This window comes from Pectinatus frisingensis, assembly GCF_014076555.1.
Lineage (GTDB): Bacteria > Bacillota > Negativicutes > Selenomonadales > Selenomonadaceae > Pectinatus > Pectinatus frisingensis.
On the sequence record NZ_CP045424.1, the window covers coordinates 1,107,295 to 1,124,490 of the forward strand.

The following is a 17,196-nucleotide window of genomic DNA, read 5'->3' on the forward strand; positions in this document are numbered from 1 at the left end:
GACCCCTTAATAAATAGTCTTTTTAAGTATTTGCAATAATGTAATGATTAATTGATTGAACTTCATATTAGAAGTATAACATTTTATAAAAAATAAGCAACCGTTGGGATTCCAGCGGTTGCTTATTTTTATTTGCTGTTTTTTCTCATCCAAATAGGAATATCCGGTATCTCTTTATCCATTTTAAAATCACTTATTTTATGTGTGACTGTATTTACGTCCATCTTTTTACCATCAAGCTCCACTGTTACAGTGCTGTCATCAAAACCGGTAGCGATAACCGTAACACGCACACTGTCACCAATATTTTCATCTATTGCTGCCCCAAAAATAATGTTGGCATCTTCATGAGCTGCTTCTGAGATAATTGCTGATGCCTCATTGACCTGGAACAGACTCAAATCTGAGCCACCGGTTATATTAAGAAGGACACCTCGTGCACCTTGAATAGATGTTTCTAATAAAGGACTATTGACTGCTGCTCTTGCAGCATCGACAGCTGCATTTTCACCGGATGACTCACCAATTCCCATGAGGGCAGACCCGGCGTTGTTCATTACTGATTTTACATCGGCAAAATCTAAATTGATAAGTCCCGGAATGGCAATTAAATCCGATATTCCCTGAACACCTTGCCGCAAAACATCATCAGCAATGCGAAAAGCATCCATCATAGAAGTTTTTTTGTCCACTACATCAAGCAGCCGGTCATTAGGAATTGTGATTAAAGTATCAACATTTGTCTTTAAATTGACAATGCCTGATTCTGCTTGTTTAAAACGTTTGCGTCCTTCAAAAGTGAATGGCTTGGTTACGACACCTACGGTCAAAGCACCAATCTCCCGGGCACATTCGGCAACTATCGGAGCCGCTCCGGTACCAGTACCGCCGCCCATACCGGCAGTCACGAATATCATATCGGCACCACGCAGTGCCCCAAGTAATTCCTCGCGGCTCTCTTCTGCTGCTTTTTCGCCTATTTCGGGTTTAGCACCTGCACCTAAGCCTCGTGTAAGCTTTTCACCTATTTGGATGCGATTTTGTGCTTTGGCGTTTAGTAATGCCTGTGCGTCAGTGTTAACAGCTATAAAGTCGACGCCCTTAAGTCCCGATTCAATCATACGATTTACAGCATTATTGCCGCCACCGCCAACACCGATAACTTTTATTTTGGCAAATTGATCAACGTCCATATCTAATTCAAACACTAGAAGCCCTCCATATATCCCGTATAGAATGTCCCTTAAGACATACAACTCGTCAAATTAATAGTTATATTATATAACATCTGCATTAAATAATCCATCTTAATTTTTATATCAGCATACTATTTTTTTATTAAACAGTGTCGCAGATAAGATAAGTTTTTAAAGATTCTGAGACCGAAAACAAACAGTGCTACATAGTATAAGTCAATGGATAAGTTATCACCGAGATAAACTAAAAGTGCTGCCAGTAATGTATTAGAAAAAAAACCGGTCAAAAAATTCAGGTTGTCAAATGTTTTGAGAAAAATGGCTTTTAGGGCACCGAATACAGCATCAAAACCAGCTAATAAAGCAACTGAAAATAATTTGCTGTATTCTACAGGAATAGTTATATTGCAAAAATAACCCACTAGTGCACCGATAACTAAACTGGCAATAGCATAAATCATTTTTCTTCGCCTTTCTCCACTGATTTTGCATATTTGAAATCATTGGCATGATTGTAAGCCGGAATTGTTAACTGTTCTTTGGTAGAAACATCAATTTTGATTCCCCATACACCCAGGGTTTCAATCACACCGCCGCGCATCTTTAATGAGTTTTCCAATGCCTTGGGGTCACCGATAGCTTTGATTTCAAACGGCGGTGCCGAACGTTCATTATTGACCGATACTGTCGGTCCGGCGCATCTTATTTCAGTGGTAGCTACTACCCGCTGACCATTTATGGAGATAGCCTCCGCACCGGCAGCACGTAGTTCATTGATGATGCGCAGCATATCCTCATCATGGACAACATATAAATTAACATTATCATCACCCATTGTTTTTTTACTGCTGTCAGCGACTGTCACTATTATGCCGGGGCCTTCCACAGCTGATATGCCCGCTTCAACAATTGCTGAGTCAGTCAGATTAGTTGTCTGAACAGCTGTGCCGTTTTTTATCTGTTCTTTTAATGCGTCACGTTCCCTCTCTGTTTGCAGCAGACGTTGTGACAACTCTTCGGTACGTTGATACTGAGTCAAATATTTTAAACTGTTTTGTGTGGAGTGAAACTGAACGGCAATCATGAAACCTAGTATAAAACAAGCTAAAACAATGGATAGGCGGGTGTGTTTTAATGACAACATAATATTCTCCTAATATCAAGGCTTGAATTTTAACACAGGAGCTCCATAACTAAAATCGACATAGTCAACAGGTCTGTTCATTCCATTTAAATCATGCAGGAATACGGTTGTTTCTTTAATTTCCTGTTCCAGGAGAGACAAATCTCCCAATTTTATTTTTACACCACCGGAAGTGTAGGCTATGATGTTTTGCGGGTCTGCTATATTGAGTTCGGCTATCTGTGCTAAAGTATCATTATCCAAGCCTGATAAATAATGTACGGTTTTGGTGATGGTTTCATCAGTAACAATATCACCAATGTAAACATCGGGCAGGACTGTACCGGTCAGCAGCGGAATTTTTACAGTGTGTAGATTTTTATAAGCATGTATTATAATATCATTTTGGGCTATATCTACATAGCCATAACTGCATTGTAGTGTAGCCACCGGGTGACGTTCTCGAATTTCTATGGATAAGGCAGTATTGGGGAAATTTCTTCGCACAGTGGCTTTTTCAATGCGTAGATCATTTTCCAGACGATTTTGCAGATTATCCGTACTGATTGCAAATATGTTTACCGGATCTTTTATCCCGGCGATAGAGCAGATTTCGTCTTTATTCAAAGTTTCGTTGCCGCTGACGGATATATGTCCCACGGCTAACAATGGTGAACGAAGCAATATAATGATAACAGTAATGCATAAAAGTAATAAAATACTTTTTCCAATATAACGTTTAAAAATATTTTTCTTCATGCTCGACTTAAAGGCATCTGCCTGCTCCTTCCGCCCTAAATTAATGATTTATTCAATCATATCCAGCATCATTTCACATAAATCAGGAAATTCTATTCCGGCATGACGGGCTGTATCAGGGACAAGCGAAGTCTCCGTCAATCCCGGCACTGTGTTTATTTCTAATACATATGGTATGTTATCTTCGCTTAGAATCAAATCCACCCTGGCTACACCGCTGCAGTCGGTTATATTGCAGGCCTCAATGGAAATGTCATTAATTTTTTCTGTCAGTTCTTTTGAAATAGGGGCCGGTATGATATGTTTTGAGCAGCCTTTGGTATATTTATTATGATAATCATAAATGCCATTTTGTGCAACTATTTCGATTATCGGCATGGCTTTTTTTTGTTTGTTGCCGTATACGGCTACAGTAAGTTCCCGTCCTCTTATGAATTCTTCAACGATTATTTCATGGCTGTATTTGAACGCTTCATTTAATCCTTTTGTCAGTTCATTTTTATCCTTTACAGTAAAAACACCAATACTGGATCCCTGATCCACGGCTTTTACTACCATAGGAAAATCAAATTCATCCATAATATGGGTTTTTATATCGATATCATCTGCGACGGTATCTTTAAAAAATAAAGTTCGCGGTGTATTTATTCCTGCTGATAAGAAGATTCTTTTACTGGCTGCCTTATTCATTGTCAAAGCGCTTGCTAAGACGCCTGAACCGGTGCAGGGCATGTCGATCATCTGCATGGTTGCATATAGCAGGCCATCTTCACCGTACTTGCCATGTACGGCATTAAATACGACATCACAACCACTGGATTTTACATCATTTACCAATGTATGCGGACATAATTCTAATGCAGTTACCTCATAACCTTTACTGCGCAAAGCTTCTGTAACAGCCTGGCCCGTAAGACGGGATATTTGTGCTTCTGAAGATGGGCCGCCCATGACAACGGCAATTTTATTATATTTCACTTTGTATTCTCCTTGCATTCGGCATTATTGTAAATTACGGGCCAAAGTTTCACCGCATTTGAAGATATTTCCTGCCCCCATGGTTATTATAAGGTCACCAGACTGCATTATGTTTTGTACATAGGGAGCTATTTTGTCCATATCCGGGATATAAACTGCTTTTTTTCCGGTTTTTTCTACTTCAGTGACTATTGTTTTACCACTGATGCCGGGTATTGGCGATTCACCCGCAGAGTAAATATCAGTAAAGATTAAAATGTCTGCAGGTGAAAAACAATGGCCAAATTCAGCTGCTAAAAGCTTAGTACGGCTGTAACGGTGTGGTTGAAATATACAGATAAGCCGTTTGGGCTGAGTCTGCCTGGCAGCTTCCAATGTAGTTTTTATTTCTGTCGGATGATGGGCGTAGTCATCAACAATCCAATAAGAAGCCGTTCTTTTTTTAGTTTGAAAACGACGCTTGGCACCGTGAAATAATTTGAAGCCATCGGCTATCTTTTCAACTGGTATGTCCAAAAATCTGCACACGGCTATCGCGGCCAAAGCATTTAATATATTGTGGCGTCCCGGAATATTAAGCTCAATATGGCCAATTAAATTTTCTTTGTAAGTTACATCAAATGAAGTTGTCGTTTTGGACATTTTTATATTGGCGGCTCTATAATCGGCGGGGGTATCTATGGCATACGAAATATATGGTTTTGTGGTATCACTAATTATTTTGCGGACATTTTTATGATCCAGGCAAAGAACGGCTGTGCCCTTTTCACTTATATTGCCAATAAATTGTTTGAAGGCATTTATAATGTTTTCCATGTTGCCATAATGGTCCATATGGTCATCTTCAATGTTTGTTACGACTGCAATATAGGGATCAAATTTGAGGAAAGAACCGTCGCTTTCATCGGCTTCGGCAATTACATAGTCACTTTTGCCAAGACGGGCGTTGCCATGAAAATAGTCTACCACGCCACCAATTAAAACGGTAGGATCTATTCCAGCATTGTCCAGGATAACACTAAGCATTGATGAAGTGGTAGTTTTACCATGCGAACCGGCCACCGCAATACCTTTTGCTGAATTCAGCAAGGCTGCCAATACATCTGAGCGATGGTACACCGTTATATTCTTTTGCCGCGCCGCCAACAATTCCGGGTTGTCTTTTGCTATTGCCGACGATATAACCACAGCATCACAATCTTTTATATTATCGGCGCAATGATTATGGTATATTTGTGCGCCCTTTTGTTTTAAATTAACTATTATATCAGAATTATTTAAATCGGAACCGGTTATTTTATAGCCTTTTTCAAGCAATATTTCTGCAATTGCACTCATTCCTACTCCACCGATACCGATAAAATGAAATTTTTTCATTTTTTTAAGCAACGAAATAGCCCCCTGAAATTCTCATTTTTTATTTTTTATGATTGAAAATATTATGTCCACAATAGTTTTAGCTGCTTCGGGATGTCCCATGGCCTTACTGTTCACCGACATTGCAGTAAGGTGTTTTGGTGATGCCAGAAGTTTTTGCAGTTCATTAAGCAGCCGTTTTCCGGTCAATTCAGAATTAAGTATCATTACGGCAGCATTATGCTTTACCAATGCCCGTGCATTAAATTCCTGATGATTTTCAGCTGCATAAGGATAGGGAATTAATATAGATGGAATGCCACAGGCTGTTATTTCTGACAGGCCGATTGCACCGGCGCGAGAAACTGCTATGTCGGCTGCAGCCAATGCTTTGGGCATATTATATAGATATGGTTTTATAAAAATATTATTTGCCGTTTTTATGTCAATATTATTTTTCTTTAAATTTTGGATGACTCTGTCATATTCAGTTTTACCAGTTATATGAAGAAATTGTACAGACGGATCATTAATAAAGTATTTGTACACAGATACCATGGTCTCGTTGATACGCCGGGCTCCTCTGCTGCCACCTGTGACTAAAATGGTTTTTTTATTTTCGTCGAGTTGCAGAGCTTTTGCTGCTGCGCAGCGGGAATATTCAAGAACAGAGTGTCTGATAGGATTGCCGGTCAAAACGGTTTTAGCAGTGGGAAAATGCTGGCAGGCCGATTCATAACCACAAGCTATTTTGGTAACAAATTTGGCTAATATTTTGTTGGTAATACCAGGAATAGCATTTTGGTCCTGTACTAATGTAGGAATTTTCAGTAAAGCTGCAGTCAGTAAAATCGGACCGCTGACATAACCGCCGGTGCCAATAACGGCATCCGGATTAAATTTTTTTATGATGCGGTAAGCTTTGCATAAACTCCATAATGCTTTGGCAGCAACTGCCAAATTTTTGATTGTGGCTCTGCGGGCAAAACCTTCTATGTTTATTGTGACAAAGGGAATGTCTTCTTTGGGAATAATATCTGCTTCCAGTCCATTTTTAGTGCCGACATATAGAATTTGGGCAGACGGGTGCCGTTGCTTGATGTTGTCAATCAAAGTTATAGCCGGGTAAATATGTCCGCCGGTACCACCACCGGAAAAAATAAATCTCATAATTATACTACCTGCTTTTAATTATTACAGTGCTTTTACAATTTTTTTAAAATCTTTGCCGCGTGCCTCATAGCCGTCATACATATCAAAACTTGCGCAGGCCGGAGAGAGTAATACTGTCTGGGGAATGTGGGCAAGGCTGTGGGCTGTTTTAACCGCCTCAGACATAGAATAACCAACCATTGAGATGTTTTCTGCAGCAAATCCATTGGCTATAGCCGCTGCTTTGAAACGATCGGCGGCATCTCCCAGCAGTATTAACTTATCCACACGTTCTGCTACTAATTTCATAAAGTCAGTTAAATCAGTTTGCTTATCACGTCCGCCGGCAATCAATATTATGTGATTGGGAAAAGATTCCAGGGCTTTTACAGCAGCGTCTGTATTAGTCGCTTTGGAATCATTATAATAATGAATCCCATTAAGAATTCTGACAGGTTCGATACGATGCTCAACACCAGGAAAGGTTTTCAGCACTTGTGCAATTTGTTCAATGCCGACACCCGCCAAAAAAGCCATTGCAGTGGCAGCCAACGCATTTTCAATATTATGGCTGCCTTTTATTTTTATTTCATCAAGCTGACATACATCATACACTTTATTTTGCCATTTTACTACTAAGCTGCCATTTATAGCAACAGCTCCTTCGGATAAATTGGTTTTGCGACTGAAAAACATAACAGTGCTGTCAGCTCGTTCAGCCATGTCCCGGGTACGTAAATCATCAAAATTAAGTACGAGAAAATCATTTTTTGTCTGGTCTGCAAAAATTTTTTCCTTGGTTTTTTGATAGGTTTCCATGGAACCATGGCGAACTATGTGATCAGGTGTGACATTGAGGACAGCTGCTATATGTGGATGAAAAGCACTTGTACTTTCCAGCTGATAGCTTGATATTTCAGCTACTGTGCAGCCATCGGCGCCAACACGTAATACTTCATCACACAGCGGTACGCCAATATTGCCGCCGACACCGACATTATGGCAATGTTTTTTCATCAGAAGCCCTAATAGAGTAGTTGTCGTAGTTTTACCATTTGTTCCCGTTATTGCATAAATTGGTGCTTTAGCCAAATGCCATGCAAATTCAATCTCACTCATTATTTTTATACCCATATCCATTGCTTGCTTAAATAAAGGTGTATATAACGGCACGGCTGGTGATAAAAGTACATAATCGGCAGATTTTAGCAGATCTATAGTCTGTTTCCCCAGCACAACACGGATATCGAGATTTTTTAGTTCAGATAAATCATATCTTATTTTATCAGCAGTGTTGGTGTCACTTATGATTACAGATGCACCTGACTTTTTTGCTATCTTAGCTGCGGCAATTCCGCTTATACCGGCGCCTATTATAACAATTTTTTTATCTTTTAAGTCCATATAATTATCTTCTTTCTCAACTTAGTAACAATATGATCAAACCTGAAAAACCACACAGTGCGCTGATCAGCCAAAAGTTTCTTACCACTTTGACTTCCGGCCAACCTTTTAATTCAAAGTGGTGATGCAATGGACTCATTAAAAAGACTCTTTTTCCATGACGGCAGTGGAAGGAAACAACCTGGATTATAACTGATAATGCCTCAATGACAAATAAACCGCCAATTAATATTAATAGGATTTCTGTATGTGTCAGGATAGCGACTGATGAGATAACTCCACCGAGGGCGAGTGAACCGGTATCACCCATAAAAATTTGGGCAGGGTGCTTATTAAATTTTAGAAATGCGACTAAGGCTCCGGTACAGGATAAACAAAGTATGGCTAAATCAAATTTTACAAAATATAGACAAATAAGTGCATAGACAAACGAGGTTATTGCTACTGAACCGGCAGCCAGACCATCCAAACCATCGGTCAAATTTACGGCATTAGTGGTTCCGACTAATACAAGCCATATTAGGATATAGTAGAAGAAACCCAGATTTATATTAATATTCAGTAATGGCAACCATAGTTTCATATCCAGCACACCGTAATGGATGCCAAGATATGTTGCCAATAGAGCAATTATCAGTTGACCAAGAAATTTTTGCCGTGCCGTCAGGCCTAAATTTCGTTTTAATACGACTTTTATATAATCGTCAATAAAACCGATTATAAAATACCCTAAAGTTATCAATAAGGCTAATAAAATTTCCACAGTCAAGTGGGCAAAAGTCAATGTACCAACCAGTATGCCGAGGACAATTATAATTCCGCCCATAGTGGGTGTGCCTGATTTTATCTGATGGCTTTTAGGCCCTTCCTGCCGGATACTTTGACCAAATTTTAATTTATGCAGTTCAGGGATCAATTTTGGTCCGCATAAAAGAACTACTGCAGCTGATAATATTGCTGCCCAAACAGGATAAATTATTACCATCATTTATTACGTCTCCAATAAATTTATTATTTTTTCCATTTGCATGCTGTGTGAACCTTTAAATAAAACTACATCACCGGCAGTTAGTATAGCTTTTAATTTTGTTGCTGCATCGGCATGCGAACTGCAGTTATAGACCGCTTTAAGGCCATAGTGCGCAGCTGTTTCAGCAGTATAGCGGGCTAATGGACCTAAAGTTAATAGGACATTAACTTTCTTTTGGACACATAAAAGTCCGATTTGTTCATGGGCGGTACGTTCAATTTCACCAAGTTCCTTCATATCGCCAAAAACCACTATATGTCTTTGTGCAGTCATTGACATTAAACTATCTAAAGCGGCAGCCATCGATGCCGGACTGGCATTATACGCATCATTGACAACAGTATAACCATGCATGGCTATTATTTCGAAACGCATCCCTGATGGTCGAAATTTTTGCAGACCTGCCTTTATTTCCAGTGGTGTCATTCCCATGGCGCAGCCAGCCGCAATTGCGGCCAATGAATCATAGACATTATGTTCTCCAATAAGCGGTATTGTTAACTGGAGATTTTCATTAAGCAGCTTACAAGTGAAAGTCGTTTTATTATTGGAATGAACGGTTATATTTTCTGCCATGATATCAGCTGAATTTTTTATACCAAATGTTATTATATGTGCGGTTGTCATAGAGGCCATTGCTGCGGTGTATGTATTATCAACATTTAAAATTACGGTACCCTGTGGTTTTATTGCTTCGACTAATTCTCCCTTTGCCCGGGCAATATTTTCCTGTGAACCTAATAGTTCAAGATGGGTATTACCAACGTTAAGTATAATTCCTATATCCGGCTTGGCAGTTTTTGCCAAACGTCTTATTTGACCGAGACCGCGCATGCCCATTTCAACCACCGCCATATCATAAGAAGGTGTAATGGAAAGCAGTGTCAAAGCTATGCCTACTTCAGAATTGAAATTTTTAAATGTTTTTAAGACAGAATATTTTTCGGATAAAACAGCCGCTGTCAAATCTTTAGTGGTTGTTTTGCCGTTCGAACCGGTTATGGCGATTACAGGTAGAGAGAACTGGTCGCGCCAGCCTCCGGCTATGTCTAAATAAGCGTCAAGTGTGTTATTAACAAGTAAAATAGTAGACTTTTTGGTAACATTGGCAGGCAATTTGGTTTTATCTGAAATGATAAGACCGATGGCTCCTTTTTCACAAGCCTGGGCAAGAAAATCATGACCGTCAAAATTTTCTCCCTTTAGTGCCAAAAACAGCATACCGGGAGTGATGCTGCGTGTATCAGTACTTATATCGGTAAATTTGGTGCAGGTTTGTTGCAAGATTTTACAGTCAGTGTATTTTTTTAGTTGTGCTAATGTAAATGCCGGCAATTATAATTCCCCCGCAAGCTTTGATTTTATGGCTGTTATGGCGATTTCTTTGTCATCGAAATGAATCGTTTTATCTTTTAAGATTTGGTAGTTTTCATGGCCTTTACCGGCTATCATAACGATGTCACCTGCTTTGGCAAGTTCTATAGCCCGATATATAGCTTTTTTACGATCAGTTATTTTTTCATGAAAATTACCGTGTAAAGCGGGTATAACGCCATTTTCAACTTCTGATAAAATGAATTCCGGATCTTCACTGCGCGGATTGTCGGATGTTGCAATTACAATGTCGGATTTTTCAGCGGCAATCTTTCCCATAATGGGTCTTTTAGTACGGTCACGATCACCACCGCAGCCAAATACTGTTATCAAACGCTTGGTGGTAATTTGTCGGGCTGTATTTAAAACATTTTCCAAACCATCCGGAGTATGTGCATAATCGACAATGACAGAGAAATCTTGTCCTGCCCTAATCAATTCAAACCGTCCCGGAACGCTGTGAAATTTTTCAAGAGCTGCAGTGATGAACCGCAGCTCAATATTTTCAGCTAAAGCGGCACCTATTGCACCCATTACATTGTATACATTGAACATACCGGTTATATTTAAGTGCAAAGTTATATCTGTCAGGCTGCCCCGCAGAGAAAATTCCATTCCATTAGCGTGGATATTAATATTACAAGCTTTTAATGAGGCGTCCTTATGTATGGCATAAGTGAATAAACGGCATTTGGTATGCTCACACATGATGTTGCTGGAGGGGTCATCAATATTTATTATGGCTGTTTTATTTTGTTTTATGTTGCTTTTTGCTGTCAAAGAAGAAAAAAGTTTAGCTTTTGCCAAGGCATAATTTTCAAATGTTTTATGAAAATCCAAGTGATCGCGTGTCAGATTAGTAAATACAGCCGTGTCATATTCGCAGCCAGCTACACGATTTAGAGCCAGCGCATGAGAGGAAACTTCCATAACTACATAATCCATGCCGGCTTTTTGCATGTGATATAAAACATGCTGCAAATCAATGATATCCGGTGTTGTATTGTGTATCGGCAATATTTCATCTTCAACCATTATTTTTATTGTACCGATAAGGCCTGTTTTGTAACCGGCTTTACGCAAAATAGAGCGTATTATATAAGTGATGGTTGTTTTTCCATTTGTTCCGGTCACACCAATCAGACGCATTTTTTTACTGGGATAATCATAAAAGTATGGTACTATTTCTTCCATGGACCTATGTGTGTCAGGAACGATAATTTTTACTATGCTGTCTGGTACAGCAACATCATGTTCAGCTATTATGGCTGATGCGCCGTTTTTTATGGCCTGTTCGACAAAGTCATGACCGTCTACGGTTGCACCTTTTATACAGAAAAAAAGTGAATCTTTTTGTACCTTACGGGAGTCACATTCCAGTGAGCTTATATCTATGCCTGTTATGTCTGTGGTATTTATAGTTGTAGCGTTGCTGAGTTTTTTTATTAAGTCAGTTACAGCCTTATGCATGGTAATACCTCCTATTTTTACAAAACAAATATATTATAGCAGATTATCAAAGAACTAAAAAGGAGCTGTAAAAAAACAGCTCCACAAATTTATAAATCAGCGCTTTTTGTCGGCAAAATATACCTGCGGCGGCAGGATCATTCCTAACTTGCCAACAGCTATCGACCTTATTCGTTCCGGTGATTTTAAACTGGCAATATCTAAATGCAAACGGGCATTTTCTTTTTCCAATGTGGCAACGGATTGTTTTGCTTTGACAAGGTCATAGCCTTGCCGTGCAGCCAGACCGTTACGGAAAGTGATGAACATGCCCATGGCTGAAATCAAAATGACTAAAAACAAGCAGCGCGCCCGCCATTTTGTGTTCAGTTGAATTTTTTCTTTTTTGCGTCGGCGGCTGTGAAAGGCAGAATCTGTTGGTGAGGAATGTTTTGCCTCAGATGATTTTTCTGCCAAATTGCCGTAAGTATATTTTACCATTGTCCGTGCCCCCAAATAATTTATTGGACAGTGTGAAAGAACATTGTTAGGATGCTGAGTGCCTTATTGATGTTAGTTTTAAGTAATGTTTTATAATTTCTCTGCGATGCGTAGTTTTGCACTTTTGGAGCGTGGATTATCGATCAATTCCGTTTCGGAAGGTGTCAGGGCTTTACCGCATAAACGTATCTGCCTTTTATGTCCACAGATACAAATTGGTAAATCCGGTGGACAGATGCAGCCTGTTGCCATGAGTTTCAGGGTCTGTTTGGTAATGCGGTCTTCCAATGAATGGAAGGTAATTACAGTTAACCGGCCATGCTGAGTTAAATGTTCAACGGCACATTCAAACGATTTTTTCAGTATACCAAGCTCATTATTGACTTCAATGCGAATGGCCTGGAATATTCTTTTTGCCGGGTGACCGGGATTGTTTCTGCGGACTGCTGCCGGAATGGCCCGACAGATTATATCAACTAATTGGGCAGTCGTTTTTATAGGTGTTTCCTGCCGATATAGTATAATAAATTTGGCAATTCTTTTAGACCAGCGTTCCTCACCGTATTTTTTGAAAATATCGGTAAGATGCAGTTCACTGTAATTGTTTACTACATCGTATGCCGTGAGCGATTCATGCTGATCCATGCGCATATCGAGCGGAGCATCATGCATATAGGAAAATCCCCGTTCAGCATCATCAATTTGTGGAGAGGATACGCCCAGATCAAATAAAAAACCATCGACTCCGGTTATATTTTCCCGAGCTAATATGGCAGTCAGATTTTTGAAATTGTCATGTACTACTATTGTATGACAGATACAGCAGGCTAATTTTTCTTTAGCTGCCGCCACGGCTGTCTCATCTTGGTCAATTCCCAGTAAAGTTCCATTTTTGCCCAGAAGCGATGCAATGCGTGAAGCATGACCGGCACCGCCAAGTGTGCAATCTACGTAAATTCCGTCTGATTTTATATTCAATCCCCTAATGACTTCATCAGCCATGACACTTATATGATGAAATTCCACTAAGTGAATTCCTCCGTTCGTTTGTAATACAATAATGAAATTTGGTGCATCTTGATTTATATTCTATGACAGATAATAATAATCCTGTATGAATAAAAAAAATCTCATAAATAATTGTGTTTTTTATTTATATGACTATAAGACAGCAATACTCAGGATAAATCAGGCAAAATGAGATTATCTCTTATGCTGGATATATCCGGGGAAATATTCAAATTAACCGGAGATTTTAATATGCGGATGTTGTCAAGCTGCTTGTACTGGATATCGCGTGGTTGATTTAAAAATTCGGGCGACTGAAGCAGTTGCACAGATGCGGTTATAGTTTCACTTTGTGCTGCTAAATATGATCTGGTTTTTTCCAAAACATCATAACTGAGTTTATAATTTGTATCGGATAATTCCTGGGGTGGCAGTGCTGTTGCAAGCTTTTTTTGCAAACTGATGATATCAGCCTGATTTTTAATCAAGTTTTCTGTTAAAACCCTCAATGATACATCATCTTGGGAGAATCTGTTGAGGTTGTTGTTGTATCGGCTCCAAACACGGTCAATGTCATCAATATTCTGCTTATATGATTCATACCATGTCACAAAAAAAGGCTGTTCACTTAAAATCTGCATCTTTTGAGAATCGGTTACTTTGCTTTGCTGTGGATATCGGCTGCTGAACCAAATAATGGAAGATACACAAACTAATACAATAGCTGCAAATATACAAAATATGCGCTTTTGTGGTAAATAGCGGTAACCGGCATACAAAAGGACTATAATCAATAAGAAAGTCACTGCAAGTAAAAAAATGTAGTTCATCGATATATCTACCCCTGTTTTTACTGATGATAACACGTTGCAATAAGTTTATTTTTTTATTATACTTTTAACCATATTTTATTTCAAGCCATCGGAGGCTATACTGTGAAAATATATGATAAATATGGTATAAAAAAATCAGCCTGGATTTTTTATTTTTTGTTCAAAGATTATTGGCAGTCAAAGGAAAAATGGAAGGCTCGTGGTTTATTGAGTGCAGTAATCGTAATGAATTTGGTTTCAGTTTATATTTTATTACTGTTGACCAGCTGGTATAATGAATTTTATACTATATTACAAAATTATTCTTACCAAAACTTTTGGCAGTCTATAGGTAAATTTAGCTTTTTAGCATTCCTGTTCATATTATTGGCAGTATATGCACTTTATCTGCAGCAAATGCTTCAGATAAAATGGCGTACCTGGATGACTGCGCATTATTTGGATGCGTGGCTGGAGAACCAGACCTATTATCGTTTGCAATCTGCAATAAGGGATACAGATAATCCAGACCAGCGTATACAAGAAGATATTAATCTTTTTGTCAATTTGACATTGAATTTGGGAATAGGATTGTTTAAACAATTAGTGACGTTAATTGCATTTATTGCAATGCTTTGGCAGTTGTCAGGATCATTTTCATTTTCTTTTAATGGACAAACGGTGCAGATATACGGCTTTATGGTATGGGTAACAATTATTTATTCAATAATTGGCACTTTATTGACTCATAAGGTGGGGCATCAATTGATTGGCTTGAATTTTAATCAGCAAAAATATGAAGCCGATTTTCGTTTTTCTTTGATGCGTATCAGGGAAAACAGCGAATGTGTTGCTTTTTATAAGGGGGAACAACCAGAAAAAGTTAATTTTAAAAATCGATTTATTTTTGTGATTAATAATTTTCGGCAGATAATGAATCGGCAAAAAATATTGACCGGTATGACGGTGAGTTATTCACAACTGGCTATTATTTTACCAATATTAATTGCCGCACCGCGCTATTTTGGTGAAATGATGCCAATCGGCTGGCTTATTCAGACGCTGACTGCTTTTGGTAAGGTTCAGGATGCATTGTCCTATTTAGTGAATTCTTATACTGATATTGCACAATGGTCTTCAGTTATTCGTCGGTTGGGTAGCTTTACTGAGCATATGTGTGAAATTAAAAAAATTGAATCACCCGTGGAAAAAAGCACAGCGGCCAATTTGGAGATAAGTGGGTTGACAGTTAATTTGCCGCAAGGGAAATCTCTTATTAGTGATTTGAATATAAGACTGCCGGCAGGAGAAAGCTTGATAATAACCGGAGCTTCCGGCTGCGGTAAGAGTACTTTGCTGCGCACTTTAGCCGGAATCTGGCCGTTTGCTGCCGGTAAGATAGGCCTGCCGCAGCAAAACAAGATATTGTTTTTACCGCAGAAACCTTATTTACCGCTTGGCACACTGCGGCAGGCTCTTTATTATCCGCAAACGCAGTCGGCTGCGTCAGCAGTTTATGAAGAGCATGTGCTAAGTTTGTGTGAACTTGAGAAATTTATCAGTCAGTTAGATAAGTCTGATGATTGGAGTTGTATTTTATCGCTGGGTGAACAGCAGCGCTTGGCTTTTGCCCGGATACTTTTGAAAAAACCGGAGTGGGTATTTTTAGATGAGGCAACATCAGCTTTGGATGAAATTACAGAAGCCCGTCTGTATAAAATGTTGAAAACTGAGTTGCCAAATATTACAATTATAAGTGTTGGGCATCATTCTACACTTTTGCAATATCACAGATACCAGCTTAAACTGACCGGTTCGGGCCGTTATGAATTATTTTGTCTATAAAATGAGGCATGATGATGATTTATAAAAAAATTACACAAAAAGATTTTGATGAAGCAGAAAAAGCATATAATGATTGTGATCGGGCAGAGCGGACGTGTAAAATCAAACAGGTCGGACCTGAGAGAAAACATTTTACCAAAGGACAGTCAACAGCTTCATTGCTGGCGATACTATTGCTTTTATATAGTATTTTATTTACTGATATCCCCGCTTTTTTCCTTAGTGCATCTTTTCTGGTCTGGATAATACAATATTTTATCTGTCCACTGGCAAAAAATAATGCTGAAACTATACGTTCAGCCCTTAAATCATTAAGTTTAACATTGTTTGTCGGTTCAATTATTCTCATATTTCTATAAGAAAGTTTTTAAACATCAGGCTAAAACGTTTTATATATTTACAATAAAGCGATTTAGCCTGATAAATTTTATACAAGGGTGAAGAAAATAATATGAAAAACGCCAAAAAGAATGAGGAAATAGAAATAAAACTGCAAATTCAAGATAAGTATGAAATTGATGAGCTCAATAAATTTACGGCAGGGCTTTACCGACCAGGGAAAATATTTAATTTTCATATGTCAGCATATTATTATGATACTGATAACCTGCTGCTAACCAGAAATAAGATTGTTTACCGGGTGAGAAAAGAAAATAATTTATGTGTTGCTACCATAAAAGGAACAGACACCGGTAGTGAAATGCTGCACCGCCGCTTTGAAATCAATCGAGTGGTGCAAACTATACAACCCAATCTAAATACATTTGCCGATATGGCAATATTTCACAATATTATTCCTGATATAAAAAATATGACACTTTCGCCTATTGTCACCAATAATTTTTTACGGCACCAATCAATTATATTTTATAATACATCAAAAATAGAATTGGTAATAGATCAGGGATTTATTTATGCCGGTGTAAAAAATACACCTATTTGTGAAATGGAATTGGAATTGAAGTATGGTCGGGAATCAGATGCTGTTGAATTGGCTGAAAAATTTATTAATAAATTTCGTTTATCATCAAATGTGTCAAGTAAATTTTCCCGTGGGTTGAAATTGATTAAATTTCAGTAAAAACATTTTTTATCAGGCAGGATTTATCAGCTTAATCCAGAATTGTATAAATATACTAATATAATGTTTTTTCTCATAAATCACAATTACCATACTTAATTAAACAATGCAATTAAAAGAGAATTATT

The 17,196-nt window shown here is 38.4% G+C and carries 17 protein-coding genes; 3 read left to right on the top strand and 14 right to left on the bottom strand.

The genetic code is table 11. From position 1 onward, the window contains the following. Nucleotides 1-128 precede the first annotated feature (128 nt). The 14 genes from ftsZ to F8M42_RS05250 all read right to left on the bottom strand — a co-directional run bounded on the left by ftsZ (nt 129) and on the right by F8M42_RS05250 (nt 14,160). A complete protein-coding gene (ftsZ, locus tag F8M42_RS05185) occupies nt 129-1,208 on the bottom strand; it encodes a cell division protein FtsZ (RefSeq protein WP_182188281.1) in 1,080 nt (359 codons plus the stop codon). Nucleotides 1,209-1,327: 119 nt separating this feature from the next. Then, entirely contained in the window at nt 1,328-1,657 is a 330-nt protein-coding gene (locus F8M42_RS05190; RefSeq protein ID WP_182188282.1) for a small basic family protein, read from the bottom strand. Further along, complete coding sequence (locus tag F8M42_RS05195; protein WP_182188283.1) at nt 1,654-2,340, bottom strand: DUF881 domain-containing protein; 687 nt, start codon at nt 2,338-2,340, stop codon at nt 1,654-1,656. The genes F8M42_RS05190 and F8M42_RS05195 overlap by 4 nt, the downstream gene beginning before the upstream one ends. Nucleotides 2,341-2,355: 15 nt before the next feature. Beyond that, entirely contained in the window at nt 2,356-3,078 is a 723-nt protein-coding gene (locus F8M42_RS05200) for a cell division protein FtsQ/DivIB (RefSeq protein ID WP_182188284.1), read from the bottom strand. A 48-nt stretch (nt 3,079-3,126) separates the two neighbouring features. Next, the gene (locus F8M42_RS05205) at nt 3,127-4,056 is read right to left on the bottom strand and encodes a D-alanine--D-alanine ligase family protein (protein ID WP_182188285.1); all 930 of its coding nucleotides are present in this window, start codon (nt 4,054-4,056) and stop codon (nt 3,127-3,129) included. Nucleotides 4,057-4,080: 24 nt separating this feature from the next. Beyond that, nucleotides 4,081-5,445: a UDP-N-acetylmuramate--L-alanine ligase gene (gene murC, locus F8M42_RS05210; protein WP_182188286.1), complete on the bottom strand. Its 1,365-nt coding sequence runs from the start codon at nt 5,443-5,445 to the stop codon at nt 4,081-4,083. Between the two features lie 21 nt (nt 5,446-5,466). Further along, nucleotides 5,467-6,582: an undecaprenyldiphospho-muramoylpentapeptide beta-N-acetylglucosaminyltransferase gene (gene murG, locus F8M42_RS05215; protein WP_182188287.1), complete on the bottom strand. Its 1,116-nt coding sequence runs from the start codon at nt 6,580-6,582 to the stop codon at nt 5,467-5,469. A 24-nt stretch (nt 6,583-6,606) separates the two neighbouring features. Then, complete coding sequence (gene murD / locus F8M42_RS05220; protein WP_182188288.1) at nt 6,607-7,968, bottom strand: UDP-N-acetylmuramoyl-L-alanine--D-glutamate ligase; 1,362 nt, start codon at nt 7,966-7,968, stop codon at nt 6,607-6,609. A gap of 16 nt (nt 7,969-7,984) precedes the next feature. Then, a complete protein-coding gene (gene mraY, locus F8M42_RS05225) occupies nt 7,985-8,956 on the bottom strand; it encodes a phospho-N-acetylmuramoyl-pentapeptide-transferase (RefSeq protein WP_182188289.1) in 972 nt (323 codons plus the stop codon). A gap of 3 nt (nt 8,957-8,959) precedes the next feature. After that, nucleotides 8,960-10,333: a UDP-N-acetylmuramoyl-tripeptide--D-alanyl-D-alanine ligase gene (locus tag F8M42_RS05230; RefSeq protein WP_182188290.1), complete on the bottom strand. Its 1,374-nt coding sequence runs from the start codon at nt 10,331-10,333 to the stop codon at nt 8,960-8,962. After that, nucleotides 10,334-11,842: a UDP-N-acetylmuramoyl-L-alanyl-D-glutamate--2,6-diaminopimelate ligase gene (locus tag F8M42_RS05235; RefSeq protein ID WP_182188291.1), complete on the bottom strand. Its 1,509-nt coding sequence runs from the start codon at nt 11,840-11,842 to the stop codon at nt 10,334-10,336. 96 nt (nt 11,843-11,938) lie between these two features. Further along, nucleotides 11,939-12,322: a cell division protein FtsL gene (gene ftsL, locus F8M42_RS05240; RefSeq protein ID WP_182188292.1), complete on the bottom strand. Its 384-nt coding sequence runs from the start codon at nt 12,320-12,322 to the stop codon at nt 11,939-11,941. Between the two features lie 90 nt (nt 12,323-12,412). Continuing rightward, nucleotides 12,413-13,348 (bottom strand): 16S rRNA (cytosine(1402)-N(4))-methyltransferase RsmH, encoded by a 936-nt coding sequence (rsmH, locus tag F8M42_RS05245; protein ID WP_182188293.1) that lies wholly within the window; start codon nt 13,346-13,348, stop codon nt 12,413-12,415. Nucleotides 13,349-13,500: 152 nt separating this feature from the next. Continuing rightward, a complete protein-coding gene (locus F8M42_RS05250) occupies nt 13,501-14,160 on the bottom strand; it encodes a hypothetical protein (protein ID WP_182188294.1) in 660 nt (219 codons plus the stop codon). Between the two features lie 105 nt (nt 14,161-14,265). Between F8M42_RS05250 and F8M42_RS05255 the strand changes: the two genes are divergently transcribed. From F8M42_RS05255 to F8M42_RS05265, 3 genes are all read left to right on the top strand, one after another. Next, on the top strand, nt 14,266-15,987 hold the full coding sequence (locus tag F8M42_RS05255; protein WP_407672854.1) for an ABC transporter ATP-binding protein/permease: 1,722 nt from the start codon (nt 14,266-14,268) through the stop codon (nt 15,985-15,987). Nucleotides 15,988-16,001: 14 nt separating this feature from the next. Then, on the top strand, nt 16,002-16,346 hold the full coding sequence (locus tag F8M42_RS05260) for a hypothetical protein (protein WP_182188295.1): 345 nt from the start codon (nt 16,002-16,004) through the stop codon (nt 16,344-16,346). A 92-nt stretch (nt 16,347-16,438) separates the two neighbouring features. Continuing rightward, complete coding sequence (locus tag F8M42_RS05265) at nt 16,439-17,068, top strand: CYTH domain-containing protein (protein WP_182188296.1); 630 nt, start codon at nt 16,439-16,441, stop codon at nt 17,066-17,068. Nucleotides 17,069-17,196 lie beyond the last annotated feature (128 nt).

Bases quoted from the DNA above. Each gene is read 5' to 3' on its own strand.
- F8M42_RS05190 (WP_182188282.1), bottom strand. From the start codon at position 1,657: ATGATTTATGCTATTGCCAGTTTAGTTATCGGTGCACTAGTGGGTTAT.
- F8M42_RS05195 (WP_182188283.1), bottom strand. From the start codon at position 2,340: ATGTTGTCATTAAAACACACCCGCCTATCCATTGTTTTAGCTTGTTTT.
- F8M42_RS05200 (WP_182188284.1), bottom strand. From the start codon at position 3,078: ATGAAGAAAAATATTTTTAAACGTTATATTGGAAAAAGTATTTTATTA.
- murG (WP_182188287.1), bottom strand. From the start codon at position 6,582: ATGAGATTTATTTTTTCCGGTGGTGGTACCGGCGGACATATTTACCCG.
- murD (WP_182188288.1), bottom strand. From the start codon at position 7,968: ATGGACTTAAAAGATAAAAAAATTGTTATAATAGGCGCCGGTATAAGC.
- mraY (WP_182188289.1), bottom strand. From the start codon at position 8,956: ATGATGGTAATAATTTATCCTGTTTGGGCAGCAATATTATCAGCTGCA.
- F8M42_RS05235 (WP_182188291.1), bottom strand. From the start codon at position 11,842: ATGCATAAGGCTGTAACTGACTTAATAAAAAAACTCAGCAACGCTACA.
- ftsL (WP_182188292.1), bottom strand. From the start codon at position 12,322: ATGGTAAAATATACTTACGGCAATTTGGCAGAAAAATCATCTGAGGCA.
- F8M42_RS05250 (WP_182188294.1), bottom strand. From the start codon at position 14,160: ATGAACTACATTTTTTTACTTGCAGTGACTTTCTTATTGATTATAGTC.
- F8M42_RS05260 (WP_182188295.1), top strand. From the start codon at position 16,002: ATGATTTATAAAAAAATTACACAAAAAGATTTTGATGAAGCAGAAAAA.
- F8M42_RS05265 (WP_182188296.1), top strand. From the start codon at position 16,439: ATGAAAAACGCCAAAAAGAATGAGGAAATAGAAATAAAACTGCAAATT.